Source organism: Azohydromonas sp. (genome assembly GCF_035325925.1).
GTDB lineage: Bacteria > Pseudomonadota > Gammaproteobacteria > Burkholderiales > Burkholderiaceae_C > Calidifontimicrobium.
In genome coordinates, this window is the sequence record NZ_DAOKZA010000038.1 from 1 (window position 1) to 25838 (window position 25838).

The window sequence follows — 25838 nt, forward strand, 5'->3', positions numbered from 1 at the left end:
CCTTCACCGGCACCGGCGAGATGTAGACGTAGCCGTTGATCATCCGGTGGTCGACGCCGCGCACCGGCGGGACCATGAAGATGCGGTTGTTGTACTGGCTCAGCGCCAGGTACCAGGCCTCGTCCCAGATGGTGTCGAAGGGGTACAGCGGCTCGGGGTAGTGCAGCCCGTCGTAGAACCAGAACGTGTCCTTCTCGTACCGGTTGCGCACCGGGTCGTCGGTGACGAACTGGTACTGATACGGGTACATGCGCTCCCAGCCTTCGGTGCCGGGGATCTTCTGCGCGGTCAGGTCGTGCGGGACCGGGAATTTCATGTGTGTCTCCTGGATCGTCTCGGGCAGCAGGTGGCGCGTCGGCCGGTGGGTGCAGCACGTTCAACGAGCAAGCGTCGTGCCAGCAGCGCGCCGGCGCGGGGGCCTGCGCAGGCGACGCCGGGGCCGGGCGTGCGGCGCCGCTGCCGCGCGGCGCAACGGGAGTCGATCATTTGCGTCGATCGGGCCCGGCGCGGCGGCCGAAGCGATCAAATGATCAAGTGCCGCCGGCGCCGAGGGTCTTCCCGCGGCGCGCGCTGCGCAGCGGTTGACGCCGTTCAAGGCCGGCGCCGCGCGGTGGGTCTACAACCATGGCCCCGACCCGTGGAGGACGCGCCATGACCCGCCTGCGCAGCGTCGTGCCCGCCGACGAGACCGACGACCTGCGCGCCGCGCTGCGCCTGGATGCCGACAGCGGCCAGATCTGGCTCGACGAGCACCGCATGCTGCTCGTGCACGCCGAGGCGCAGGCGCTGCTGCGCAAGGAGCTGATCGACAGCCTGGGCATGGAGCGCGCGCAAGGGCTGCTCACGCGCATGGGCTACGCCTCGGGGCAGCGCGACGCCGAGCTCGCGCGCACCGTGGCGCAGCGGCGCAGCGACGTCGATGCGTTCATGACCGGTCCGCGGCTGCACACGATGGAGGGCATCGTGCGCGTGCAGCCGGTGGCCATCGAGATCGACCGCGCCGCGGGGCGTTTCCACGCCGAGCTGCTGTGGCAGCACTCGTGGGAAGGCGAGTGGCACCGCCACTTCTTCGGCACGCACTCGGAGCCGGTGTGCTGGACGCAGATCGGCTACGCCTGCGGCTACGCGTCGGCGTTCATGGGGCGGCCGATCCTGTTCGTCGAGACCGAGTGCGTCGGCATGGGCAGCGAGGTCTGCCGCATCGTCGGCAAGCCGGTCGACGAGTGGCCCGACGCCGAGCGGCACATGCGCTTCCTCACGCCCGAGCCGATCGCCGAGCGGCTGCTCGAGCTGCAGACGCAGGTCGACCAGCTGCGCTCGACGATTGACGAGCAGCGCATGGGCCACCTGGGCGGCGTCGAGATGATCGGCCGCTCGCCGGGTTTCCGCGCCGCCTGCGAACTGCTTCGCGCCGCCGCGCCGAGCCGCATCGCGGTGCTGCTGCTCGGCGAGACCGGCGTCGGCAAGGAGCTGTTCGCGCGTGCGCTGCACCGCATGAGCCCGCGCGCCGACAAGCCCTTCGTCGCCGTCAACTGCGCCGCGATCCCGCACGAGCTGCTCGAGTCCGAGCTGTTCGGCGCCGAGCGCGGCGCGTACACCGGCGCGCAGGTCGCGCGCCCCGGGCGCTTCGAGCGCGCCGACGGTGGCACGCTGTTCCTCGACGAGATCGGCGACCTGCCGCTGCCGGCGCAGGCCAAGCTGCTGCGCGTGCTGCAGGAAGGCGAGGTCGAGCGCCTGGGCGGCACGCAGCCGCGCAAGGTCGACGTGCGCGTCGTCGCCGCGACGCACCAGCGGCTGGCGCAGCTGGTCAAGGACGGGCGCTTCCGTTCCGACCTGTACTACCGGCTCAACGCCTACGAGATCGACATCCCGCCGCTGCGCGAGCGCAAGGAGGACATCTCGCCGCTGGCGCGCCATTTCCTCGAGCAGCACCAGGCGATCGCCGGCAAGCGGCTGCGCGGCTTCACCGACCTGGCCAAGCGCGCGCTGCTCAGCTACGCCTGGCCGGGCAACGTGCGCGAGCTGCAGAACATGATCGAGCGCGGCGTGCTGCTGGCGCCCAGCGGCGGACGCGTCGAGGTCGGCCACCTGTTCCCGTGCAGCACGCGCGAGCTGCACGAGGCCGGGCTGGAGATGGTCGACGGCCTGGGCGGCGGCGGCTGGCCGGCGGGGCGCGCGCTGTGCGAGGCGGTGCTCAACGGCGTGATGACGCTCGACCAGATCGAAGCCATGCTGCTCGAGACCGCGGTCGACAAGGCGCGCGGCAACCTGTCGTCGGCGGCGCGCCTGCTCGGGCTGACGCGCCCGCAGCTCGCGTACCGGCTCAAGCGGCTGCACGAGGCGCAGCAGGCCGCGCGCGGCGACGAGGCGGCGCCGGCGGCATGAGCGCCGCCGCGCGGCCGCCCGCAGGCGGTGCTCGCCCGATCGCGCTGCGGCCGCGCCGCGACCGGGGGGCGGGCCGGTGATCGCGTCGCCGGCGGCGCGCGTCGACGCCTTCCTGCAGGCGCACCACGTGATGACGCTGGCCACCGTCGGCGAGCACGGGCCGTGGGCGGCGGCGGTGTTCTACGCACCCGAGCGCACGCCGGCGGGCCGCTCGCTGGTGTTCCTGTCGTCGCCGCGCAGCCGTCACGCCGGGCACCTCGCGCGCGACCCGCGCGTGGCGGTGACGATCCAGCGCGACTACGACGACTGGCCCGAGATCACCGGCGTGCAGGCCGAGGGGCGCGTCGAGCGTGTCGACGGCGACGCCCGCGAGCGCGTGCGTGCGCTGTACGCGCGCCGCTTCCCGCTGGTCGTGCGGGCGCCGGCGCGCGTCGCCGAGGCGCTGGCGCGCGTGCACTGGTTCCGCTTCGTGCCGGCACGGATGTACCTGATCGACAACCGGCTGGGCTTCGGCCACCGCGACGAGGTCGACTGCGGCACGTGATGCGCGCCCGCCCCGGCGCCGTCGGCCCGCGGACCCCGGCCCGCGCGACCTCGGCAGCGACCGGGTCGCGCGAGTGCCGCGCTCAACCCCCCCGCAGTTGCTCGACCAGCTTGCGCCGCAGCAGCTTGCCGGTGGCCGTGCGCGGCAGCGCGTCGATCGGGCGCAGCCAGGCCGGGCGCTGGTGCTTGGGCAGCGCGGCGATGCGTGCCTCGAGCTCGCGCCGCGCGGTGCCGTCGTCGTTGCCGGCGTAGAACAGCCCGACCGCGTCGACGCCGTCGGCGTCGGGCGCGCACACCACGGCGGCCTCGCGCAGCCCGGGCACGCCGGCGCCGAGCTTCTCCTCGAGTTCGACGAGGTTGACCCAGCGCCCGCTGATCTTCACCAGCGAGTCCTCGCGCCCGCCGAAACGCCAGCCGCCGCCAGCCGTGCGCACGAACAGGTCGGCCGGGCAGAAGCGGCCCTCGCGGAAGCTGTCGGCCTGCGCCGCAGGGCGGTCGAGGTAGCCCAGCGCCTGCATCGGGCTGGCGATCAGCAGCCGCGTCGGGCCGCCGGCGTCGGCCGCCGCCGGGTCCAGCGGGGTGATCCCGGTGCCGGGCGAGGGCTGCAGCCCGTCCTCGCCGTCGACTTCGGTCATCACCAGCACCAGCACCTCGGAGGCGCCGTAGCCGTCGACCATCGGCAGCCCGGTGGCCTGACGCCAGGCCTGGCGCAGCGTCGCGGGCAGCGCCTCGCCGGCCGACACGCAGCAGCGCACGCCGGCCGCGGCGATGCCGGCGGCCAGGCCCTCGTGCAGCAGGTGACGGTACAGCGACGGCACGCTGAACAGCATGTCCGGGCGGGTGCGCGCCACCGCCTGCGCCACCGTCTGCGGCGTCGGCCAGGTCGGGTCGAGGATCAGCGTCGCGCCGTTGCGCAGCCCCGCCAGCAGCAGGTTGGTCAGCGGGTAGGCGAAGAACAGCTTCGAACTGGCGTACAGCCGGTCGCCGGCGCGCATGCCCATGCGCTCGGTCGAGATGCGCCCGACCTCGCGCACGCAGCGGTGCGCGTGCACGACCGCCTTCGGCCGCCCCGAGGTGCCTGACGAGTGCACCCAGAACATCGGGCTGTCGTCGGCGAGCTGCACCGGCGCCGCCGGCGCCGCGGCGGCCACCTCGCGGCGGCCCTCGTCGAGCGTGATCACGCGCTCGTGCCAGGGCGCCGGCGTGCCTTCGGCCGACTCGGCGACGATCACGTTGAAGCCGGCCTCGTCGAGGATGTACTGCCACTCGGGCGCCGGGATGCGCGGGTTGACGCCGACCGCCACGCCGCCGGCCCAGATCGTGCCGAGCCAGCACACGACCCAGTCGATGCCGTCGCTCAGCTTGACCGCGACGCGGTCGCCGGGGCGCAGCCCGCGCGCGTGCCACACCGCGGCGGCGCGCGCGACGCGGTCGCGCAACTGCCCGTAGCTGATGCGCTCGTCGCCGCACTCCAGCGCGGTCGAGGCGTCGTCGTGGCCGGCCAGCAGCAGTTCGGCGGCGTTCATCACCGCGTCGACGCCGGGCGTGGCCGCGCGTGCGGCCAGCGTCGGCGCCTCGCCGCCGTACAGCCCCGGCAGGCGGCTGCGCCAGCGCGCGTACTCGGCGGTGAGCATCTGCGCGTGCTCGCGCTCCTCGGCGGCGAGCTCCTCGTACAGCCGGCGCTCGGGCGCGCCCGGCGCGATCGTCGCCGCGCGCTCGGCGAAGAAGGCGACGGCGCGTTTCTCCAGCGCGATGGCCAGCTTGAACAGGTCGGCGGCGTCCGCGGGCGGCTTCGCGTCGGCGTAGACGGCGGCGGTGCGCAGGCTGAACTCGGGCGAGGGCGCCGGCACGTCGACGTGATAGCGGCGCGACAGCGTCTCCATGTGCTCGCCTTCCATCACCGCGAAGCGGCCGAACAGCGTGCGCAGCTCCTTGTCGTCGCAGTCGGCGGCGGCGCGCTGGTAGAACGCGCGCCCGCCGAGCTCGATCTCGAACGCAGTGCGTACCGCGGCCATCGCCGCGGCGTCGGCCGCCGGCGCGGTGCCTGCGGCGCGCAGCGCGAGCCGGCCACCGCACTGCGGGCAGGCGCCGTACGGGAACGCGAAGCCTTCGCTGACCTTGCCGCACGACTGGCACTGCCACTGCATCGGCGCGTCGGCGCAGCAGATGTACAGGCCCTCGTCCTGGTCGGCCAGCGGTTGGTGGCACTTCGGGCATCGCATCATGGCGCGCCTCCTTCAGGGAGTGAGCGTTTCGGGCTGCGGCGACGCGGCCGCCTCGGCCGGTGCGGGCGGCCAGTCGGCGCGGCCGTGCTGCAGCCAGTGGCCGATCGCACGCGCCGCGCGCCGCCCGGCGGCCATCGCCAGGATCACGGTCGCGCCGCCGGTGACGATGTCGCCGCCGGCGAACACCCCGCGCAGGTTCGTCGCCTGCGTCGTCTCGTCGGCGACGATGTAGCCGCGCTTGTCCAGCGCCAGCCCCTGGGTCGCGCGGCCGACGATCGGGTTGGCCTTGGTGCCGAGCGCGTAGATCACGGTGTCGCAGGCGAACTCGACGAACTCGTCGAGCGGCACCGGGCTGCGCCGCCCGCGCGCGTCGGGTTCGCCGAGCGCCATGCGCTGCGCCTTCATGCCCCGCACGTCGCCGGCCTCGTCGAGCAGGATCTCCACCGGCGCGTGCAGGAAGCTGAAGACCACGCCTTCCTCCTTCGCGTGGCGCAGTTCCTCGACGCGCGCCGGCGCCTCGGCCTCGCTGCGGCGGTACACGCAGCGCACCTCGGCCGCGCCGAGGCGCCTGGCGGTGCGCAGGCAGTCCATCGCGGTGTTGCCCGCGCCGATCACGACCACGCGCTGGCCCAGCCCGATCGGCGTGTCGCGGTACGGGAAGCGGTCGCCGCCCATCAGGTTGACGCGCGTGAGGAACTCGTTGGCCGAATAGACCTGCCCGGCCGATTCGCCCGGGATGCCGAGGAACGACGGCGCGCCGGCGCCGGCGGCGACGAACACCGCGTCGAAGCCCATGTCGCCGGTGAGTTGCTCGATGCGGAAGGTCTTGCCGATGACCTTGTTGGTCTCGAACTTCACGCCGCCGTCGCGCAGGCGGTTGACCTCGCGGTCGATGATGTCGCGCGGCAGCCGGAACGACGGGATGCCGTAGCGCAGCACACCGCCGATGACGTGCAGCGCCTCGTAGACCGTGACCTCGGCGCCGAGCTTGACCAGGTCGGCCGCGGCGGCCAGCCCGCCCGGGCCGGAGCCGACGATCGCGACCCGGCCCAGCGGCTTGTCGACCTTGGGCGGCTCGACCGGGCGCTGGGCGGCGAAGTCGCCGACGAAGCGCTCGAGGCGACCGATCGCCACCGGCTGCATCTTCGCCTTGACCAGCACGCACTGCGCCTCGCACTGGCTTTCCTGCGGGCACACGCGGCCGCACACCGACGGGAACGGGCTCGAGTCGTAGATCGCGTCGACCGCCGACTCCAGGTCGCGCAGCAGCAGGTGGCGGATGAAGCGCGGGATGTCGATGCGCACCGGGCAGCCCTCGATGCACGTGGGCTTGACGCACTGGATGCAGCGTTCGCTCTCGCGCAGCGCGGCGGCCCAGTCGTAGCCGAGGTTGACCTCGTCGAAGGTCTGCGCGCGCTCGTGCGGCTCGCGCTCGGGCATCGGCACCTGCGTGCGCTCGAGCGCCGAGTACTTCTTGTAGGTGCGCTTGCCCTGCTTGACCAGCAGCTCCTCGAGGCTGCAGACGTGGTCGAGGTCGGCGTTGGCCTCCTGCTCCTGCGCCTTGAAGCGCTTCTGGCGCGCCAGCAGTTCCCTGAAGTCGATCTGGTGCGCGTCGAAGTCGGGCCCGTCGACGCAGGCGAACTTGACCTCGCCGCCGACGGTGACGCGGCACGAGCCGCACATGCCGGTGCCGTCGACCATGATCGTGTTCAGCGACACCTTGGTCGCGACGCCGAACGGGCGCGTGGTCTCGGTGCAGGCCTGCATCATCGGCATCGGGCCGATCGCCACCACCAGGTCCGGGCGGTCGCGCTCGATGAGGTCCTTCAGCGCCGCGGTCACGAAGCCGGCGCGGCCGAAGCTGCCGTCGTCGGTGCACACGATCAGCTCGTCGGCCCACTCGCGCAGCTTGTCGGCCCAGAAGATCAGCTCGCGGTGGCGGAACCCGACGATGCAGGTCGTGCGGTTGCCGGCCTGCTTGAACGCGCGCAGCTGCGGGTAGACGGGGGCCACGCCGAGCCCGCCGCCGACCAGCACCACGTGGCCGGCGTGCTCGATGTGCTGCGGCAGCCCGAGCGGGCCGACGAAGTCGGCAAAGTGGTCGCCCGCGGCGTAGCGGTCGCGCATCTCGCGCGTCGTGCGGCCCAGCGCCTGCACGACGACGGTGACGGTGCCGCGCTCGCGGTCGAAGTCGGCGACGGTCAGCGGGATGCGCTCGCCGGCCTCGTCGAGGCGCAGCATCACGAAGTGGCCGGCCTCGGCCGCCTGCGCGACGTCGGGCGCGTCGACCTCCCACAGGAAGGTCTGCTCGGAGAACTGCTCGCGGCGCACGATGCGCGTCATGGGGCGGGCCTCCTTCGGGGCGTGGTGGGGTGTGCGCTCAGGCCGCGGCCGCGAGCTCGCGCAGCAGCCGCTGCGCGGTCGCCGACGCGACGAGGCGCCGGTGGTTCGACGCGGTGATCGTGGTGCGCATCGGCGAGACCTGCTGGGCCACCAGCTTGCCCAGCGCGGCCAGCGCCGCGTCGTCGACCGGGCGGCCGAGCAGCGCGTAGGTGCCGTCGAGCCGCAGCGGGTGCGAGTTGGTGCCGCTGATGCCCACCGCGAGCTCGGCAAGCACGCCACCGTCGAGCCGCAGCGCGATGGCCACGCTGGCCAGGGGGAAGTCCATCCCGCCGCGCGTGCGCGCCTTGCGGAAACCGCTGACGCGCTGCGGGTGGCCGGCGGGGACGTGCACCGCGGCGACCACCTCGTGGGCGCCCAGCGTCAGGTGCGCCGCGCCGTCGTCGCGGTACAGCTCGGCCAGCGGGCGGCGGTAGCTGGTCTTGGTGCCGATCACCTCGACCTCGGCGCCGTAGGCCAGCAGCGCCGCGGCGACGTCGCCCTGGTACGCCGCGTGGCAGCGCGCACCCTGCGGCGCGACGTGGCAGGTGTCGCCCTTGAGCTTGAGGCACCAGCCGTTGGACTGGCGCCACCACTCGCTCTGGTTGTAGTAGACGCAGCGGGTGTCCTGGCACAGGTTGCCCGCCAGCGTCGCCGCGCTGCGGTGCGCCGGGCCGGCGACCGCGCCGGCGGCCTGCACCAGCGCCGGCAGCTGCTGCGCGAGCTGAGCGTGGCGCTCGATCGTCGCCAGCGTCACGCCGGCGCCGAGCCGCCACTGGCCGTGGTGCGGCTCGATGCCGGCGATGCCGGCCACGCCGGTCAGGTCGATCAGCACCGCCGGGTCGGCGATGCCGCGTCGCATGTTCGGCAGCAGGTCGGTGCCGCCGGCGACCAGCCGCGCGCCGTCCTCGGCGAGCAGCAGCGCGGCGTCGGCGAGCGTCGCCGGGCGCACGAGCCGGATGTCCTCGATCGGTCGCATCGTCTCAGCTCCTCGCCGCGGCGGCCGCGTCGGCGGTCCGGGCGGCGGTGCGCGCCGCGCGCGCGGCGGCCAGTTTCTCGTCGCGACGGCGCCGCTGGATCGCCTCCAGCAGCCGGTCGGGGGTGATCGGCAACTCGTGCACGCGCACGCCGACCGCGTCGTACACCGCGGCGGCCACCGCCGGCGGGACGCTGTGCAGCCCGCCCTCGCTCGCCTCCTTGGCGCCGAACGGCCCCAGCGGGTCGATGCTCTCGACCAGCGTGACGTCGACCGGCGGCGTGTCGAGCACGTTGACCATGCGGTAGTCGAGGAAGTTGGGCGCCAGCGGCAGCCCCTCGTGGTAACGGTTCTCCTCCGACAGCGCCTGCCCCAGCCCCATCCACACCGCGCCCTGCACCTGCCCCTCGACGGCCAGCGGGTTGATCGCGCGACCGCAGTCGTGCGCGACCCACAGGCCGACCACGCGCACCGCGCCGGTGTCCTCGTCGACCTCGACCTCGGCCACCTGCGCCGCGTACGAGAAGCCGGCGCTCGAGCCGACGGCGGCGCCGCGGAACTTGCCGCCCTGCGTCTCCGGCGGCGTCGACCAGGTGCCCTTGACGGTCAGCGTGCCGGTGTCGACCAGCGCGGCCTGCACGACCTGCGCGAAGTCCAGCGACGACTCGCCGCAGCTGACCTGGCAGCACTCGCCTTCCCACTCGACCTGCTCGGGCGTCACGCCCAGGCGCTTGGCGGCCGCCTCGACGAGCACCGCCTTCAGCGCCTGCGCGGCGCGCAGCGCGGCGTTGCCGACCATGAACGACACGCGCGACGAGTACGAGCCGTTGTCCTTGGGCGTGAGCACGCTGTCGGTGGCGACGACGCGGATGCGCGACATCGGCAGCAGCAGCACCTCGGCGACGATCTGCGTCAGCAGCGTCGACGAGCCCTGGCCGATGTCGCTCGCGCCGGTGAGGATCGTGATACCGCCGTCGAAGTCGAGCTTGAGGTTGACCACCGCGTGCGGCTCGCCGCTCCAGTGCACCGGCTTGGCCGACCCCGACACGTAGTGCGAGCAGGCCATGCCCAGGCCGCGGCGCAGCGGCCCGCGGGTCGGCGCCGCGGCCGAGGCGGCGCGGCTGCGGCGCTCGCGCCAGTCGCTGCGGCGCTCGACCGCGTCGAGGCACTGCGGCAGCCCGTACGAGTTGACCTGCAGCTCGTTGAGCGTGCGGGTCGGCGGCGTGATCAGGTTCGCGCGGCGCAGCGCGAACGGGTCCAGCCCGAGCGCCTCGGCCATCTCGTCGAGCAGGGCCTCGAACGCGAAGCGCACGTTGACCGCGCCGTGGCCGCGCATCGCGCCGCACGGCGGCAGGTTGGTGTAGACGCGCCAGCCGCGGTAGCGCACCGCGCCGATCGTGTACAGCGCGTGCAGCAGCGCGCCGGCGTAGAGGATGGTCACGAGGCCGTAGCCGGCGTAGGCGCCGCCGCGCTGCACGACCTCGGCGTCGACCGCGGTGATGCGCCCGTCGCGGGTCAGCCCGATCTTCAGCCGCGTGCGCGTCGACGGGCGCGCGCGGTGCGTCAGGAACGCCTCCTCGCGCGTGAGCTCGAGCTTGACGGTGCCGCCGGCGGCGCGCGCGAGGCAGCCGGCGATCATCTCGAAGTTCAGCGGCTCGACGCGGTGGCCGAAGCCGCCGCCGACGAAGGGCTTGACGACGCGGATCGCCGCGCTGTCCAGCCCCAGCGTCTGCGCGAGCATCAGGTGCAGGTAGTAAGGCACCTGCGTCACCGAGTGCAGCGTCAGCTGCCGGCGCTCGGGGTCCCACTGCGCGACGCTGGCGTTGAGCTCGATCTGCCCGTGCGAGACCTCGGCGCAGTCGTACGTGCGCTCCATCACCAGGTCGGCGGCGGCGAAGCCGGCGTCGACGTCGCCGAAGTCCTGCTCGACGCTGCGCTCGATGTTGCCGGGCTTGTTGTCGTGCAGCTGCACCGCGCCGTCGGCGCGCGCGGCGTCGGCGTCGAAGTACGCCGGCAGCGCCTCGATGTCGACCTCGACGGCGCGCAGCGCCGCCTCGGCGGTGTCGATGTCGTCGGCGGCGACGGCGAACAGCGGCTCGCCGCGGTAGCGCACGCGCTCGCGCGCCAGCGGCCACTCGTTCTGCGAGATCGGGATCACGCCGTAGGGGGCGGCGAAGTCCTGCCCCGTGACGACCGCGTGCACGCCGGGCATCGCCAGCGCGCGCGTGGCGTCGATGCGGCGGATCACGCCGTGCGCGACCGGGCTGCGGCCGATGCGCCCGACCAGCGCGCCGGGGAAGGGCAGGTCGGCGGTGTAGCGCGCGCGCCCGCTGACCTTCTCGACGCCGTCGACCAGCGGCCGGCGCTGGCCGACCGAGTGCGTCGGCGGCGCCGGGTCGTGCGGCAACTGGGTGTGTTCGAACTTCATGCGCTGGCCTCCGCCGCCGCCTGCACCGACTCGACGATCTTCACGTAGCCGGTGCAGCGGCACAGGTTGCCCGACAGCGCCTCGCGGATCTGCGCCTCGCTCGGGTGCGGCTCGCGCCGCAGCAGCGCCTCGGCGGCCATCACCATGCCGGGGGTGCAGAAGCCGCACTGCGCGCCGAGCTTCTCGTGGAACGCGCGCTGCAGCGCCGACAGCCGGCCCTGCTGCGCGAGCGACTCGATGGTCTCGACGTGGCGCGCCTCGACGCTGGCGGCCAGCGTGATGCACGCCATGCGCGGCTCGCCGTCGACGAGCACGGTGCACGCGCCGCACTCGCCGCCGTCGCAGCCCTGCTTGGTGCCGGTGAGCTGCAGCGCGTCGCGCAGCACCTCGAGCAGCGTCGCGCTGTCGCGCGCGGCGACCCGCTGCGCCCGGCCGTTGACGGTGATCTGCAGCAATCGGTGGGTCATGGCTCAAACCTCCTTCGGGCGCAGGTCGCGCACGCGCACCGCCTTGCCCTGCGAGCGCGGCACGCTGCCCGGGGCGAGCACGACGATCTCGGCGGTCACGCCGATCAGCGACTTGACGTGGTGGATGGCGTCGGCGGCGAGCTCGCCGAAGCGGTCGGCGGCGATGCCGGGCTGCGCCTCGACCTCGACGCGCAGGTGGTCGAGGTGGCCGTGGCGCGTGACGACCAGCTGGTAGTGCGGCGCCAGCCCCGGGCGGCCGACGAGCACCGACTCGATCTGCGACGGGTAGACGTTGACGCCGCGGATGATCAGCATGTCGTCGCTGCGCCCGGTCACGCGCAGGATGCGCACGTGCGTGCGGCCGCAGTCGCAGCGCTCGCGCGTCACGCGCGTGACGTCGCGCGTGCGGTAGCGCAGCATCGGCAGCGCCTCCTTGGTCAGCGTCGTGATCACCAGCTCGCCCACCTCGCCGTCGGGCAGCGGCTCGCCGGTGTCGCGGTCGATCACCTCGAACAGGAAGTGGTCCTCCCAGCCGTGCAGCCCGTGGCGGCACTCGCACTCGCAGGCCACGCCGGGGCCCATGATCTCGGACAGCCCGTAGACGTCGACCGCGCGCAGCCCGATGCGCGCCTCGATCTCCTCGCGCATCGCGGTGCTCCACGGCTCGGCGCCGAACATGCCGATCGCCAGCCCGCTGTCGCGCAGGTCGACGCCCATCTGGTCGGCGACCTCGGCCAGCGCCAGCGCGTACGACGGCGTCGCGCACAGCACGCGCGGACGGAAGTCCATGATCAACGCGATCTGCCGCTCGGTGCCGCCGCCGGAGACCGGCACCACCGGGCAGCCCAGCCTGGTCGCGCCGTCGTGCGCGCCCAGGCCGCCGGTGAACAGCCCGTAACCGTAGGCGTTGTGCACGAGGTCGCCGGGGCGCACGCCGGCGCAGTGCAGCGAGCGTGCCATCAGGTCGGCCCAGCGGCCGAGGTCGCCGGCGGTGTAGCCGACCACCGTCGGCTTGCCGGTGGTGCCCGACGACGCGTGCAGCCGCGCCAGCGACGTCAGCGGGCGCGCGAACAGCCCGAACGGGTAGTGGTCGCGCAGGTCCGTCTTGACCATGAACGGCGCGCGGCGCAGGTCGTCGAGGTGGTGCACCGCGTCGGGGTGCAGCCCGGCGGCGTCGAGCCGCGCACGCTGCCACGGCACGTGGTCCCACAGGTTGCGCAGCACGTCGCGCAGCCGCTCGAGCTGCAGCGCCTCGAGCGCGTCGCGCGACATCGTCTCCATCGTCGGGTGCAGCCCGACCGCGGTGTCGGCGGCGAAGTGCCTGGCCTCGACGGTCGCTCCCATCGCCTCGCTCCTACGTGCGGCGCACGCCGCGCACCGGCAGCCGCGGCAGCGGCAGGAAACCCTGGTTGAACGCGGCGCGCGTGACCAGCGTGAACTTGAACCAGGCGCCGCCGGCGGCGGCCAGTGCGCCGGCCAGCGCCTGCAGCGTCTGCAGCGCGCCGTCGCCCAGCGGCGCGCCGAGCGCGGCCACCGCGGCGGCCAGCGGCAGCAGCGTCGCCGGCTTGAACACCAGCGCCGCGTGGTCGATCGCCGCCAGTGCGCGCGGCGCCGCGCGCAGGCGGCGGCGCCACGCGGTCCACAGCGCCAGCCGCAGCGCGAGCAGCGCCGCGAAGACGGCCCAGGCCGCGACCGGTGCCGCGGTCAACGGCGAGGTCAGCAGCAGCCACAACCCGGCGCCTTCGGCCAGACCGGTGGCCACCACGAGCGGCACCGTGGCCGGCTCGCGCCACGCCGGGATGCCCTTGGCGGCCTGCAGGATGCGCGCCTGGCAGTACACGAAGGCCAGCGCGAGCAGCGCCGCCAGCGGCCGCGCCGCGCCCACGCCGAGCAGCACCGCGCCGACCGCGGCGAACAGCAGCGGCGCGACCCAGGCCTCGCGCGACATCCACGAGCGCCGCGGGTGCAGGAACACGTTGAGCGCGCGCAGCGGGCGGCCGATCTCGGCCCACACCGCGAGCAGCCCGCAGCCCACCAGCAGCGCGCCGGCGGCAAACACCCACGCGGGCGCGCCGGCCAGCGCGGCGGCGACGATCAGCCCGCTGCCGGCGCCGCCGCCGACGAAGTTCGTCGCGGCGCGCCAGTCCCAGCTCTGCTGGTGCCAGGGGTTCGGGCCGTAGCTCATCGCGTGGCCTCCTCGGCGGCGTCGCCGCCTTCGGCGCTGTCCCAAAGGTAGAACATGCCCGGGCCGGTGCCCAGCTCCTCGTGCAGCGTGAAGTGCCGGTTCTCGGCGAGCAGCTTCGAGACGTTGCTGTTCGGGTCGTCGAGGTCGCCGAAGGCCAGGGCCTCGGCGATGCAGGCGTTGGCGCACGCCGGCGTGGCCTCGGGGTCGACGCCCGGCGTCTGCCCCTTGGCCAGCCCGGCGTCGACGCGGTCGACGCAGAACGTGCACTTGGTGGCCACCGCGAGCCGGTCGGGGTCGAAACGCGCCTGCTCGTGCTCGCTGGCGAGGCCGTAGGCGAAGCTGGCGCGCTCGGTCTTGTAGCGCGCCTGGTACGGGCAGGCGACGGCGCAGTAGGCGCAGCCGATGCAGATGTCGTAGTCGATCGTCACGATGCCGTCGGCGCGCTTCTTCGTCGCCGTCGTCGGGCACACGTCGAGGCACGGCGGTTCGTCGCAGTGCTGGCAGCCCACCGGCACGAAGGCGCGCTGCACGTTCGGGTACTCGCCGAACTCCATGTCGAGCACGCGCCGCCACTGCACGCCCGGCGGCGTCGCGTTGGCGTGCTTGCACGCGGCGGTGCAGGTCTGGCAGCCGACGCAGCGCCGCAGGTCGGCGACCATGGCCCACCTGGTCATGCGCGGGCCCTCGCGATCTTCACGCGCACGATGTCGGCGCCCGAGCCGGTGGCGTCGGTCAGATCCATGTCCATCGTCGCCAGCGCGTTCATGCTCGGCACGCCGAAGTCCTTGGCCAGCGGCGTGGCCCAGTGGTCGAACTGGCCGATCAGCAGCAGCGTGTCGGGGCGGATGCCCTGGCGCAGCACCGCGCGGCCGCGCACCTTGCGCTTCGGCGTCGCGATCTCGACCTCGTCGCCGTCTTCGATGCCCAGCCGCGCCGCGGCCTGCGGGTTGACGATCACGCCGCGGTGGCCGGCGATGTTGTCGGCCACCTCCTTGATCATCTGCACGCCGGCGTTGCCGCCCCAGGCGTACTGCATGCTGCGCGCGGTCAGCAGCCAGAAGGGGTAGGCCGCGGCGTCGCCGCCGACCTTGGCCACCGCGTGCTCCCACAGCCCGGGGAAGTCCTTCCACGGCGGCAGCGCGTTGTACTCCTTCAGCTGCGCGTCCCACCAGTGCATGCCGTGTTCGTGCAGCCGGCGGCCGAGCTCCTCGCCGACGCGCTTCAGGCGCTCCTGGTACGGCAGCTCGTAGCGCAGCCCGGCGCGCTGCAGCGTCGGCGTCAGGTACCACTGCGCCTGCGAGAACGGCCGCGTCATCATCCCGTGCTCGCGCCACCAGTCGAGGCCGTGCACCTCGCGGCCCTCGCTGACCTCGGCGCTGGCCGAACGGCACACCGCGTCCCACACCTGCTCGCGTGTCGGCGGCCGGTCGGTGGGCAGCGCGTGGTCGCCGTGCTCGTGCCTGAGCGGCACGCCGCAGCCGCCCTTGTTGATCGAGGCGACGTACTTCGCGGTCAGCCCGGTGCGCTCGGCGAGCTCGGTGGCGACGTCGGTGAAGTCGCGCGCCTGACCGCGCGCGTCGACCGCCGGCTGGCGCAGCGCGAAGCCCTCGTGCTGCCAGAACTGCTCGACGTACTTGGTGCCGCCGATGCGGATCAGCTGCAGGCTCTCGAGGTCGGTCGCGTCGGGCAGCAGGACGTCGGCGAAGTGGTTGGTCTCGTCGCGCGTGTAGGCGAAGGCGACGACGAACGGGAAGCGCGCCATCTTCTCGCCCAGCGCCGTCGTGTCCCAGAACGAGATCGCCGGGTTGGTGCGGTAGACGAACCACACGTCGGGCGGCGTCACGCGCGGCAGCCCTTCGGGCGTGTCGTCGAGGAACATCCACGAGAAGTGCGTCGGCCCCAGCGCCTGGCTCCACGGCCCGTCGGAGGCCAGCGGCACCATCGTGCGGTAGGCGTTGCGGATGTTCGGCTTCGGCGACCACTCGCCCTTGCGCGTCGTGTTCAGCGCGTAGTGCATGAAGCCGTCGACGCCCGGGCGCACCGTGACGCTGTCGTGGCGGTGCGACATCGGCCGCGCCAGCCGCACCGTGGTGCCGATCGTGCCGCCGGGCACCTCGAGCGCGCCGACCAGCACCGCCAGCAGCGTGCGCGCCCAGCAGCACTCGTAGCCGCCCCAGCCGTTGTTCACGGTCTTGCCCAGCGACACCGCCACCGGCCGGTACGGCATCGTCACGCCCTCGATCTCGATGGTCTGGCCGACGCAGGCGTGGTCGAGGTACTCGTGGGCGATGCGCCGGATCTGCGCCGCCGGCACATCGCACACGCCGGCGGCCCAGTCGGGGTCGTACGGGCGCATGTGCTCGACGAGCAGCGTGAACGCGGTGCGCCCGGCCAGCCGCCCGTCGCCGAGCACCTCGTCGTCGGCGCCGATCTCGACCGCGTCGGCCTCGTACGCGCCTTCGAGCGCCTCGTCGATGCCGGGCGTGTCGTGCGGCACCGCGCGCTGCGTGCGCGCGTCCCACACCAGCGGCTTGCGCGTGGCCGCATCGCGCAGGTAGTAGCCGTGCGCGCCGACCAGGTACGGCGCGCCGCTCCAGCGCTTCAGGAACGCGAGGTCGAGCCGCTCGCGCGGCGCCTCGTGCAGCATCACGTGGATCAGCGCGTAGAGGAACGCCGGGTCGGTCTTCGGCTTGATCGGCACCCACTCGGCCGAGCAGGCGCCGGTGACCGACAGGTGCGGCTCGACCTGCACGCGCTTCATGCCGCGCACGCGCGCCTTGGCGTGGCGCCAGATGCCGACCACGCCGCCCGAGGCCTCGATGTTCGAGCCGCACGAGATCAGGTAGTTGGTCAGCGGCGTGTCGGCGGCGACGATGAAGGCGCGGTGCCAGAACTCGCCGTACAGGTGCTCGCTGTGGTAGCACTTGACGCCCTGGCCCGAGCCGAGCCCGAAGTCCACCGGGCCCCACGCGGCGAGGAACGCGGGGAAGCTGCCCATGTACATCTGCGGCGTGCCACCGCCGCCGAAGCTGGCGGCCACGCGCGGGTAGCCCGAGGCGTCGAGCAGCCCCTCGTCGCGGACCGCGTTCAGGCGCGCGGCGATCGTCGACAGCGCCTCGTCCCAAGAGATCTCGACGAAGCCGGGGTCCTCGTCGCGGCCCTTCTTCGGGTTGGTGCGCTTCATCGGCGCGAGCACCCGGTTCGGGTTGTAGGTCTTCTGGATCAGCCCGAAGGCCTTGACGCAGACCTTGCCGCCGCCCGGGTGCACGGCGGCGGCGCAGAAGTTCGGCTCGACCTCGGTGGCCACGCCGTCCTCGACCTTGACGGTCAGCAGGTCGGGCCCGGCGACGCACTGGTAGCAGTACGTCGGCACGCGGCGCGTGGCGGTCGGCGCGGCAGCAGTCATCCCCGGCCTCGCGAGGTTCGCCCGGGGCTCAGCCGGCCAGCGTCTTCGCCTTCTGCGCCTTCGCGGCCAGGCGCTGCGCGGTCTTCGCGACGTCGACGACGAAGCGCGCGTGCCGGCCGCGCACGATCGGCTCGACCGCGTCGCGGCCCTCGACCTCGAACTGCACCGCACGGCCGTCGACCGCGGCCACGCGCACCGTCAGCTCGACGCTCATGCCCAGCAGCGTCGCGCCGACGTGGTCGATCTCGACGCGCGTGCCCACCGAGTCCTCGCCGGGATCGAGATGCTTCAGCAGCAGGTTGCGGCACGCGACCTCGATGTCGCGCACGAGCATCGGCGTGGCGTACACGCGCGCCGCCTCGCCCATGAAGTCGATCGTGCGCTCGCGGTCGACCTCGAAGCTCACGCTCGAGGCGACGCCGGGTTGCAGGGTGGTCTTCATCGTCGTCTCCTGGTTCGGGTCGCCGCGGCAGCGGTCCGGCGCATGCGGGTGCGCCCGCCCCGCGCGGTGGCTGTACACTCGTTCTGCCGACCGTTTGGTCGATTCTGGTACCGGAATGCGCCTTTCGGATTTGATCTGGTTCATGGTTTTGATCACCCGTGGCGCGCGCTGAGCCCAAGCCGCCCGCCGGCGCGCGGCCGCGCCGCCGCCGCGCCGCCTCCGCCGCCCCGCTGGGCGCGCCGACGATCCGCCCGGCGCGGCGCGCCGACCTGGCGCAGGTCGTCGCGATCGACGCCACCGTCACCGGCGTCGAGAAGGAGGCGTACTGGCACGGGTTGTTCAGGCGCTACGGCACGCGCGGGCAGGGCCAGCGGCACTTCCTGGTCGCGCTGGTCGACGGCCGCGTCGCCGGCTTCGTGATCGGCGAGGTGCGCGACTGGGAGTTCGGCCAGCCGCCGTGCGGCTGGGTGTTCGCGATCGACGTCGACCCGAGAGTGCGTCAGGCCGGCGTGGGCACGCGGCTGCTGGCCGCGGTCAGCGAGCGCTTCGCCGCCGCCGGCGTGCGCAAGCTGCGCACGCTGCTGGCCAGCGACAACACGCTGATCCTGTCGTTCTTCCGCAGCCAGGGGATGATGGCCGGCTCGCTGATCCCGCTCGAGATGGACCTGCCGGCCGAGGACGTGCGGCCATGAAGCTGCAGAAGAACTCCCGGCTGGCGCTGTACAGCGTGCTCGACTTCGCCGCCGACCCGCAGCGCCACATCCCCGCCGCCGAGATCGCCGAGCGCTACGGCGAGTCGGCGCACCACCTGGCCAAGGTGCTGTCGGAGCTGGCGCGCGCCGGCATCGTCGAGTCGGTGCGCGGCGTCGGCGGCGGTTACCGCTTCGTCGCCAACCCCAAGCGCCTGACGCTGCTCGACGTGATCCGGCTGTTCGAGGACCTCGGCGAAGACGGCGACGGCCACCCCGGCGCCGACACCCCGGTCGACCGCGCGCTGGCCACCGTGCTCGCCGAGATCGACCAGATCGCCCGCGCGACCTTCGGCTCGATCACGGTGGCGACGATGCTGCGGCTGATCGAGCGGCAGGCCGCGCCGCGGCGCGACGGGCGGGGCTGAGCGCTTCCGCGCCGCGTGCGTTCGGCGCCTGGTCGCCGCGGCGTGCCGGCGCCGTGCCTATCATCGCCGCGTGAGCTTCGCCCTCGGCAAGATCCAGCCCCCGCTGCCGCGCCGCGGCCGGCTGCTCGAGCGCCCGCGGCTCGAGGCGCGGCTGCGCGATGCGCTGCGCACGCACCGCGTGGTGCTCGTCGTCGCGCCGGCCGGCTGCGGCAAGACCGCGCTGCTGGTGCGCACGCTCGTGCCGCCGCCGCCGCGCGGTGCGCTGGCCTGGGTCTCGATCGATCCGGGCGACGACCTGCACCGCCTGCTCCAGTGCCTGCTCGCCGCGCTCGAGCCGCACGACCTGCCGTGGCGTGTCGCGCCCGAGGGCCTGCTCGCCGAGGCGCTGCTCGGCGACGCGCGCGGCCGCCAGCAGGCGGTCGACGCGCTGGCCGACGCGCTCGACGCCGCCGAGGTCGAGCACGGCACGATCGTGCTCGACGACCTGCACCACCTCGACGACGAGGCCGCGCAGCACTTCATCGAGCGGCTGGTCGAGCGCCTGGGCGCGCGCTGGACGCTGGTGCTGTCGGCTCGCGACGTGCCGCCGGTGCTGGTGTCGCGCGCCGCGGCCGCTGGCGAGCTGGCGCAGTTCGGCGAGGCCGACCTGCGCTTCGCTGCCGACGAGGTGCAGGCGTGGTTCGCCGAGCAGGGCATCGACGCCGACACCGCGCGGGTGCTGCACGCGCGCACCGCCGGCTGGGCCGCCGGGCTGCGGCTCGTGCTCAGCGGCGCGCGCGGCGCCGGGCCGGGCGCGACGATCGACCGCACCGCGTTCGACTACCTCGCCACCGAGGTGCTGGCCCACCTCGACGCGGCGCTGCGCCGTTTCCTGCTCGACACCAGCGTGCTGCACGAACTCGACGCGGCGCGCTGCGCCGCGCTGACCGGTGACGCGCACGCGGCGCGCTGGCTCGACGAGATCGAGCGCCGCGGCCTGTTCGCCAGCGTCGTCGACGAGGCCACCGGCACGCTGCGGCTGCACGACCTGTTCCGCGACGCGCTGCGGCACCGGCTGCGCATCGAGCGCCCCGACGACTGGCCGCGCCTGCTGGCGCGCGCCGCCGGACTCGAAGCCGACCCGGTGCGCCGCCAGGCGCTGCTGCTGGCCGCCGGGCTTGCCGACGCCGCGGCGCGCGCGCTGCTCGACGCGGCGCCCGCGATGAACACCGGCGGCGCGGTGGGCACCGTGCTGCGCCTGCTCGCCGCGTACCCCGAGGCCTTCCGCGCCGGCTCGGCCGAGTGGCAGCGCGTCGCCGCGCTGGCCACGCTGACCGTGTGGCGGCTCGGCGAGTCCGAGCGGCACTTCGCCAGCGCCGCGTCGCTGTACCGTGCGCGCGGCGACTCCGCGGCGGCGCAGACGATGGACGCGCGCCGTGCGTCGGTGCTGGTCGCGCTGGGGCGCATCGGCGACGCCGCGGCGGTGCTCGACGCGCTCGCCGCCGCGCCGCCGGCCGGGTTCGAGGCGCGGCTGCTGGCCGCCAACGCGGCGACCTGGCTGCACCTCGAGCGCGGCGAGTACGACGCCGTCGCGCCCGCGTTCGAGGTCATGCTGCAACTGCTGCAGGGCCGCAGCGAGGTGCCCGACTGGAGCAACGTGCCGCCGCCGCGCCAGACCGCGTGCCGCGGCATGGCTGCGCTGACGCAGCGCTGGGCCACCGGCGCGCTGGCGGCGGCCGGCGACCGGCCGACCCCGCTTGGCACCTTCGCGCTGCTGTCGCTGGCCTGGCGCGCGCTGTGGCTGGGGCGCGCGGGCGAGTCGCGCGCGCTGCTCGAGCAGGCACTGGGCGACGCGGCCTGGGGCGGGCACGAGGTCATCGCGCGCAGCCACGCGCTGGCGCTGCAGGCGGTGCTCGCGCTGCTGCGCGGCGACGCCGCCGACGCGGTGCGCACGGTGCGCCGGCGCATCGACGAACAGCCCGCCGGTTACGCCGGCTGGGGCGTGTGGCACGTGCTGCACTACGCCGCGCGTGTCGCCGCCGCCGCGGGCGACGACGCGGCGCTGCGCGACTGGTTGCAGCGGCTGAACGCGCTGCACGACACGCTGTCCGACGCGACGCCGCAGCGCTTGCTTCCGGTGGCCGCGCTGCGCGGCATGCTGGCGTTGCACCAGGGCGACCGTGCCGGGGCGAGCGCCCACTTCCAGCAGGTGCTCGACGACGAGGCGCACGCCGACCTGCTCGGCCTGGCCGGCGAGGTGCGCGTTCGGCTGGCACGGCTGCGGCTCGCCGGCGGCGACCGCGACGCGGCCGCGGCGCTGATCGCGCCGCTGCTCGAGCGTGTCGACGACGGCCCGCGCGGCGCGGTGTTCGCCGCCGCCGACCTCGCCGCGCTGTCGCGCGAGGACTGGGCCGGCCGGCTCGGCGCCGCGGCCCAGGCGACGCTGCGCGGCTGGGCCGACGCGCTGATGCACCCCGCGACCGAAGACCCCGCCGAGGCACGCGCCGCCGACGGCGCGGTCGCACCCACCGGCGAGCGCCTGTCGGCGCGCGAGCTCGAGGTGCTCGCGCGACTCGCGCGCGGCGACAGCAACAAGGTGATCGCACGCGCGCTCGACCTGAGCCCGCACACCGTCAAGCGCCACGTCGCCAACGTGCTGGGCAAGCTCGGCGTCGCGTCGCGCGGGCAGGCCGCGGCGTGGTACCACGGCCATGCCGCGGCGCGCGATTGAGCGCCGCGCGAGCGTTCAGCTCACGGCCTGCGCGACGCGCCGATCAGCAGCACGCCGCCGCCGACGATGGCGGCGATGCCGGCCCACAGCGGCACGTTGACGGTCTCGGTCTGAGCCACCTTCAGCTCGATCGGGCCGACCTTCGCGGCGGTGCTCTCCTTGGTATACGAGAAACCCCCGTACGCCAGCCCGAGGGCCCCGGCGACGATCAGCACGATCCCCAGCAGTCGAACTGCGCTCATCACGTTCCTCTTTGCATCGGCGGCCACCCGCGGGCGGCCCGGTGCCGTGATTGGAGCCGCGAGCGGCGCGCCGGTCTGTAGGACGGGACGAGGACCTGCGGTAGGAGAAGGCAGCGGCGCGTTCGCCGCCTCAACCGGGCATCGACAGGCGCTTGACCGCCTTGACGAAACGTTCGAGCGTCGGCGACAGCACGCCCGGCGCGAGGCGCACGTCGAGCAGCTGGAAGCGCCCGCGCGTGGCGTGCGCGCGCTCGAGCGCGGCGACCAGCTCGCCGCGCGTGGTCACCACGTGGCCGTCGCCGCCCATGCCGGCGGCCATCGCGGCGAAGTCCCAGGTGCCGAGGTCGTTGAAGCGGCCCTCGGGCATGAAGGTGCGCAGCATCTCCCAGCTGGCGTTGTTGAACACCAGCACGATCGGGTCCCAGCCGTAGCGCCGCGCGTTGCCCAACTCCCAGCCGGTCATCTGGAACGCGCCGTCGCCCACGAGGACCAGCGGCCGCCGCCCGGTGGCCGCCTGCAGCCCCAGGCCGGCGGGCACGCCGTAGCCCATGGTCGCGTAGTAACCCGGCGCGACCAGCGCGGTGGGCTCAATGTCCATCGCGGTGAACAGGCAGTCGCCGACGTCGCAGGCCAGCGGCAGCGGGCCGTGGCGGCGCATCAGCGCGTTGATGGCGTCGGCGATGTCGCGCGGCACCACCGGCGCGTCGGCGCCGCCGGGCGCGGCGGGCGGCGCCGAAGGCGGGGTGCCGCGGCGCGGCGGTGGCGCGGCGGACGGCGGCACGCGCTCGAGCAGCGCGTCGATCAGCGCCGCCAGCGGCAGGTCGTGGTACACGTGATGGCCCATCGCGACGTCGCCATCGTAGGCGTGGATCGCGTGGCGGAAGTCGATGCGCCGCGCCGACACCGCGAAGTTGGTGTCGCTGACGATCACGCCGAGCAGCAGCAGCGCGTCGCTGGACTCAACGCGTTCGGACAGCGCCGGGTCGCCGGCCAGCCCGAGGTAGGTGCCGGCCAGCGCCACGTCGGCGTCGGCGAGCAGGCCGCGGCCCATGAAGGTGGTCGCCACCGGGATCGCCAGCCGCCGCGCCAGCTCGGCCACCCGCGACTCGAGCGCGTAGCGGCGCACCTCGACGCCGACGACCAGCATCGGGCGCTGCGCGGCGCGCAGCCGCGCGAGCAGCTCGTCGGCGCAGGCGGCGAGCCGCTCGGCGTCGACCGGTGCCGCCGGCGTCGCCGGCACCGCGTCGCAGGGCCGATCGGGCATGTCGCGCGGGATCTCGAGGTACACCGGGCGCGAGTGCGCCAGCGCCGCGTCGAGCACGCGCGCGATGCGCGCCGGCGCCGTCTGTACGTCGTCGAGCACCGCGCGGTCGACGGTGAGCTCCTCGTACAGCCGCCACTGCGAGTCGAGCGTCTTCACCTGGTGGTGCAGCAGCAGCCCGCTGGCGGCCTCGTGCGCCGCCGGCGCCCCCGACAGCACGACCAGCGGCACGCGCTCGGCGTAGGCGCCGGCCACCGTGTTGACCAGGTTGAACGCGCCGGCGCCGTAGGTCACCGCGGCCACGCCCAGCCCGCCGCGCGCACGCGACGCCGCATCGGCGGCGAAGCCGACGCCGGGTTCGTGCGACAGCGTCACCAGCGGCAACCGCGCGCTGCGCTCGATCGCGCGGAACAGCGGCAGCGCGAAGTCGCCGGGGATGCCGAACACCTCGGTCGCACCGCGCGCGGCCAGCGCGTCGAGCAGCCGTGCGGTCAGGGTCTCGTTCATTGCCACAGCGGTCCGATCGCGTCGAGCGTGTTCTTCAGCACCAGCCCGTACTCGGTGTCGCCCTCCATCACGAGCGCGCGCTCGAAGAACAGCCGGTCGGCGTCATCCTCGCCGCGCACCAGCCGCCACAGCGCGTCGGCGCGCGCGCGGATCACCAGCGCCGGGGCGTCGCGCGACGGCGCGACCTCGAAGCCGCGTGCGCCCAGGCGCAGGCGCACGCGCACCCCGAGTTCGAGCACCTCGACCTCGACGGTGCGCTGCGCCAGCAGCCGGCGCTGCTCGGCGTCGAGCCGCGGCCACAGCGCCAGGTCGAGCGCGCGCGCCGCGACGAACGACGGCGGCTGCGTCGGCAGCCGGCGCACGACGCCGCGCACGTGCCGCGCGGCGCGTGCCAGCGGCGCGGGCAGGCCGGCGTAGAGGTCGGCCGGGGGGGTGGTCGTGTTCATGCGGCGATCTCCTGCATGCCGGGCTGGCGGCGTGCGAACCCGTCGACCAGCGCGCCGGGCAGCCCCAGCGCGTCGAGTTCGGCGCGCGCGGCATGTGCGTCGGCACCGTGGTGGAACACGTCGTCGAACAGCGCGACGACGCGCGCGAAGCCGCGGCTGCACGGCGACAGCCGCACGCGCGACACGCCGGCGGCGGCCAGCGCGTCGCGCGCGCCGATCAGGCAGTGCAGCGCCGCCGACTGCGTCTGGATGCCGTTGAGCACGAGGAACGGCGCGCCCTCGCTGCTGGTGAGCAGCAGCCCGTCGGCGTCGTCGCGGCAGCGGAAGTCGCACTCGTCCTTGTTCAGCCGGTGGTGGCGCGCGGTGAAGCAGCGCGCCGAGAACGCCAGCGGCATGCGCCCGAACGCGAACACCTCGGTGGCGACCGGCCCGGCCGGGCCACTCACGCGGTCGTCGGCCGGGTTGATGCGCGCGACCGCGTCGAGCGCGAGCTCGAGCGGCGCGACCCAGCACGACGCGCCCAGCGGCGCCAGCTCGGCCAGCGCGGCGCGGCTGTAGACGTTGACGTGCGGCCCCAGCACGAAACCCGGGCGCTGCGGGCGCTTCGCGTGCTCGCGCGCGAGCACCGCGAGCGCCGACGCGTCGCCGGCCTCGACGGCGAACTCGTCGTGCTCGCAAAGGCGGCGCAGCGTGCGCAGTTCGGACTCGCTCATCACCAGCGCCTGCGTGGCCAGCACCACGGACTTGCCGCAGCGTGCCAGGTCGCGCGCCAGCGCGATCCAGTCGTCGGTCCTGAATTCGTTGCGCCGCGAGCACACGACCTCGCCGAGCACGACGGTGTCGGCCGCGCTGTCGGCGACCTCGGCGTAGAAGGCCATCGCCTGCGCGCGCGGCCACCAGTACTGCAGCGGCCCGACGGTGAGGCCGAAACGGGGAGTGGAGGTCATCGGTTTCGTCGCCACGTTGTGCATCGCCTGATCAGGTCGAAGCTCGCCGACCCCTCGAGCGGCCGCAGGCGCTTCGGGGGGTATCACCGCCACGGCCGGTCGTAGGCCCCCAGCGTGTGCTGCTGCCCCTCGGCCCAGCGCGCCAGTTGCGCCGACCAGCCCGGCTGCACCGCGTAGCGCGCGCCCGACGCGGCCTGGTCGATCGCTGCGCGCCACACGCGCGTGACCTCGGCGACGTAGGTCGGGCTGCGCTGGCGGCCCTCGATCTTGACCGCCGCGACGCCCGCCTCGATGAGCTGCGGCAGGATCGCCAGCGTGTTCAGGCTGGTCGGCTCCTCGATCGCGTAGTCGCGCTCGCCGTCGACGACGAAGCGCCCCTTGCACAGCGTCGGGTAGCCGCGCGGCTCGTCGGGCGCGTAGCGGTCGATCAGCACGCCGCCCAGCCGCGCCTCGACGCCCTGCGGCGTCTCGTCCCAGCGCACCGCCGACGGCGGCGAGCACACGCCGGCGGTGTTCGGGCTCTGTCCGGTGACGTAGCTCGACAGCGCGCAGCGGCCCTCGACCATCACGCACAGGCTGCCGAAGCCGAACACCTCGATCTCGGCGGCGGTGTGGCGGATCGCGTGCTGCACCTGCGACAGCGTCAGCACGCGCGGCAGCACCGCGCGCGAGATGCCGTAGCGTTCGCGGTAGAACTCGATCGCCTCGTAGGTGGTCGCCGACGCCTGCACCGACAGGTGCAGGCGCATCGCCGGGTGGTGGCGCCGGGCGTACGCCATCACCGCGGTGTCGGCGACGATCAGCGCGTCGGCGCCGAGCTCGGCGGCGCGGTCGACCGCGCGCTGCCACGGCGTGGTGTCGCGCGCGTCGGCGTAGGTGTTCAGCGCCATCAGCACCTGGCGGCCGCGCGCGTGCGCGTAGCGCACGCCCTCGCGCACCTGCGCGTCGTCGAAGTTCAGCCCGGCGAAGTTGCGTGCGTTGGTGGCGTCCTTCAGGCCCAGGTAGACCGCGTCGGCGCCGGCGTCGACGGCCATCTGCAGCGCGCGCAGCGAGCCGGCCGGGCACACCAGGTCGGGCCGGCGGCGGGGGGAAGGCGAAGTCATGGGCGGGATCGTTCGCGACGAAACCGCCGACTCTAGGCAGCGGCCCGCGTCATGGTTTTGTCGCCGGTC

The 25838-nt window shown here is 74.3% G+C and carries 20 protein-coding genes and 1 pseudogene; 5 read left to right on the plus strand and 16 right to left on the minus strand.

The genetic code is table 11. The features are described 5' to 3' along the window. A pseudogene (locus tag PKC53_RS13630) lies at positions 1-316 on the minus strand (PEP-utilizing protein mobile subunit); the annotation flags it as partial. Positions 317-651: 335 nt separating this feature from the next. Between PKC53_RS13630 and PKC53_RS13635 the strand changes: the two are divergent. Next, positions 652-2385: a sigma 54-interacting transcriptional regulator gene (locus PKC53_RS13635; protein WP_324429486.1), complete on the plus strand. Its 1734-nt coding sequence runs from the start codon at positions 652-654 to the stop codon at positions 2383-2385. 76 nt (positions 2386-2461) lie between these two features. Further along, positions 2462-2929: a pyridoxamine 5'-phosphate oxidase family protein gene (locus tag PKC53_RS13640; protein ID WP_324429488.1), complete on the plus strand. Its 468-nt coding sequence runs from the start codon at positions 2462-2464 to the stop codon at positions 2927-2929. An 82-nt stretch (positions 2930-3011) separates the two neighbouring features. Here the strand turns inward: PKC53_RS13640 and PKC53_RS13645 are convergent, their stop codons facing one another. From PKC53_RS13645 to PKC53_RS13690, 10 genes are all read right to left on the minus strand, one after another. Next, positions 3012-5153 carry an AMP-binding protein gene (locus PKC53_RS13645; protein WP_324429489.1) on the minus strand — a complete coding sequence of 714 codons (2142 nt, stop codon included), beginning with the start codon at positions 5151-5153 and terminating at the stop codon, positions 3012-3014. A 12-nt stretch (positions 5154-5165) separates the two neighbouring features. Then, positions 5166-7496, minus strand: a complete 2331-nt coding sequence (gene gltA, locus PKC53_RS13650; RefSeq protein WP_324429491.1) for an NADPH-dependent glutamate synthase — start codon at positions 7494-7496, stop codon at positions 5166-5168. 37 nt (positions 7497-7533) lie between these two features. Beyond that, positions 7534-8511: a 4-hydroxybenzoyl-CoA reductase subunit beta gene (gene hcrB / locus PKC53_RS13655; protein ID WP_324429493.1), complete on the minus strand. Its 978-nt coding sequence runs from the start codon at positions 8509-8511 to the stop codon at positions 7534-7536. Positions 8512-8515: 4 nt separating this feature from the next. Continuing rightward, positions 8516-10936: a 4-hydroxybenzoyl-CoA reductase subunit alpha gene (gene hcrA, locus PKC53_RS13660; RefSeq protein WP_324429495.1), complete on the minus strand. Its 2421-nt coding sequence runs from the start codon at positions 10934-10936 to the stop codon at positions 8516-8518. Continuing rightward, entirely contained in the window at positions 10933-11403 is a 471-nt protein-coding gene (locus PKC53_RS13665) for a 2Fe-2S iron-sulfur cluster-binding protein (RefSeq protein ID WP_324429497.1), read from the minus strand. Before PKC53_RS13665 ends, hcrA begins: the two co-directional genes overlap by 4 nt. 3 nt (positions 11404-11406) lie before the next feature. After that, positions 11407-12684: a phenylacetate--CoA ligase gene (locus PKC53_RS13670; protein WP_324429544.1), complete on the minus strand. Its 1278-nt coding sequence runs from the start codon at positions 12682-12684 to the stop codon at positions 11407-11409. Between the two features lie 73 nt (positions 12685-12757). Beyond that, positions 12758-13588 carry a DmsC/YnfH family molybdoenzyme membrane anchor subunit gene (locus PKC53_RS13675; RefSeq protein WP_324429499.1) on the minus strand — a complete coding sequence of 277 codons (831 nt, stop codon included), beginning with the start codon at positions 13586-13588 and terminating at the stop codon, positions 12758-12760. Next, on the minus strand, positions 13585-14262 hold the full coding sequence (locus PKC53_RS13680; protein ID WP_324429501.1) for a 4Fe-4S dicluster domain-containing protein: 678 nt from the start codon (positions 14260-14262) through the stop codon (positions 13585-13587). Before PKC53_RS13680 ends, PKC53_RS13675 begins: the two co-directional genes overlap by 4 nt. Continuing rightward, complete coding sequence (locus PKC53_RS13685; RefSeq protein WP_324429503.1) at positions 14259-16994, minus strand: molybdopterin-dependent oxidoreductase; 2736 nt, start codon at positions 16992-16994, stop codon at positions 14259-14261. Before PKC53_RS13685 ends, PKC53_RS13680 begins: the two co-directional genes overlap by 4 nt. A gap of 28 nt (positions 16995-17022) precedes the next feature. Further along, the gene (locus PKC53_RS13690) at positions 17023-17436 is read right to left on the minus strand and encodes a LysR family transcriptional regulator (protein ID WP_324429505.1); all 414 of its coding nucleotides are present in this window, start codon (positions 17434-17436) and stop codon (positions 17023-17025) included. A gap of 158 nt (positions 17437-17594) precedes the next feature. Between PKC53_RS13690 and PKC53_RS13695 the strand changes: the two genes are divergently transcribed. The 3 genes from PKC53_RS13695 (at position 17595) to PKC53_RS13705 (ending at position 21263) form a co-directional block, all read left to right on the plus strand. Beyond that, positions 17595-18128, plus strand: a complete 534-nt coding sequence (locus tag PKC53_RS13695; protein WP_324429506.1) for a GNAT family N-acetyltransferase — start codon at positions 17595-17597, stop codon at positions 18126-18128. Continuing rightward, entirely contained in the window at positions 18125-18553 is a 429-nt protein-coding gene (locus PKC53_RS13700) for an Rrf2 family transcriptional regulator (protein WP_324429508.1), read from the plus strand. Before PKC53_RS13695 ends, PKC53_RS13700 begins: the two co-directional genes overlap by 4 nt. Before the next feature lie 70 nt (positions 18554-18623). Next, complete coding sequence (locus tag PKC53_RS13705; RefSeq protein WP_324429510.1) at positions 18624-21263, plus strand: LuxR C-terminal-related transcriptional regulator; 2640 nt, start codon at positions 18624-18626, stop codon at positions 21261-21263. Between the two features lie 20 nt (positions 21264-21283). Here PKC53_RS13705 and PKC53_RS13710 read toward each other — a convergent pair whose 3' ends face one another. From PKC53_RS13710 to PKC53_RS13730, 5 genes are all read right to left on the minus strand, one after another. Further along, positions 21284-21505 carry a hypothetical protein gene (locus tag PKC53_RS13710; RefSeq protein WP_324429511.1) on the minus strand — a complete coding sequence of 74 codons (222 nt, stop codon included), beginning with the start codon at positions 21503-21505 and terminating at the stop codon, positions 21284-21286. Between the two features lie 130 nt (positions 21506-21635). Further along, on the minus strand, positions 21636-23273 hold the full coding sequence (gene ipdC / locus PKC53_RS13715) for an indolepyruvate/phenylpyruvate decarboxylase (RefSeq protein WP_324429513.1): 1638 nt from the start codon (positions 23271-23273) through the stop codon (positions 21636-21638). After that, positions 23270-23719 (minus strand): SCP2 sterol-binding domain-containing protein, encoded by a 450-nt coding sequence (locus PKC53_RS13720; protein WP_324429515.1) that lies wholly within the window; start codon positions 23717-23719, stop codon positions 23270-23272. Before PKC53_RS13720 ends, ipdC begins: the two co-directional genes overlap by 4 nt. Next, the gene (locus tag PKC53_RS13725) at positions 23716-24666 is read right to left on the minus strand and encodes a U32 family peptidase (RefSeq protein ID WP_324429516.1); all 951 of its coding nucleotides are present in this window, start codon (positions 24664-24666) and stop codon (positions 23716-23718) included. The genes PKC53_RS13720 and PKC53_RS13725 overlap by 4 nt, the downstream gene beginning before the upstream one ends. Positions 24667-24749: 83 nt before the next feature. Beyond that, a complete protein-coding gene (locus PKC53_RS13730; protein ID WP_324429518.1) occupies positions 24750-25769 on the minus strand; it encodes a peptidase U32 family protein in 1020 nt (339 codons plus the stop codon). Positions 25770-25838: the final 69 nt, after the last annotated feature.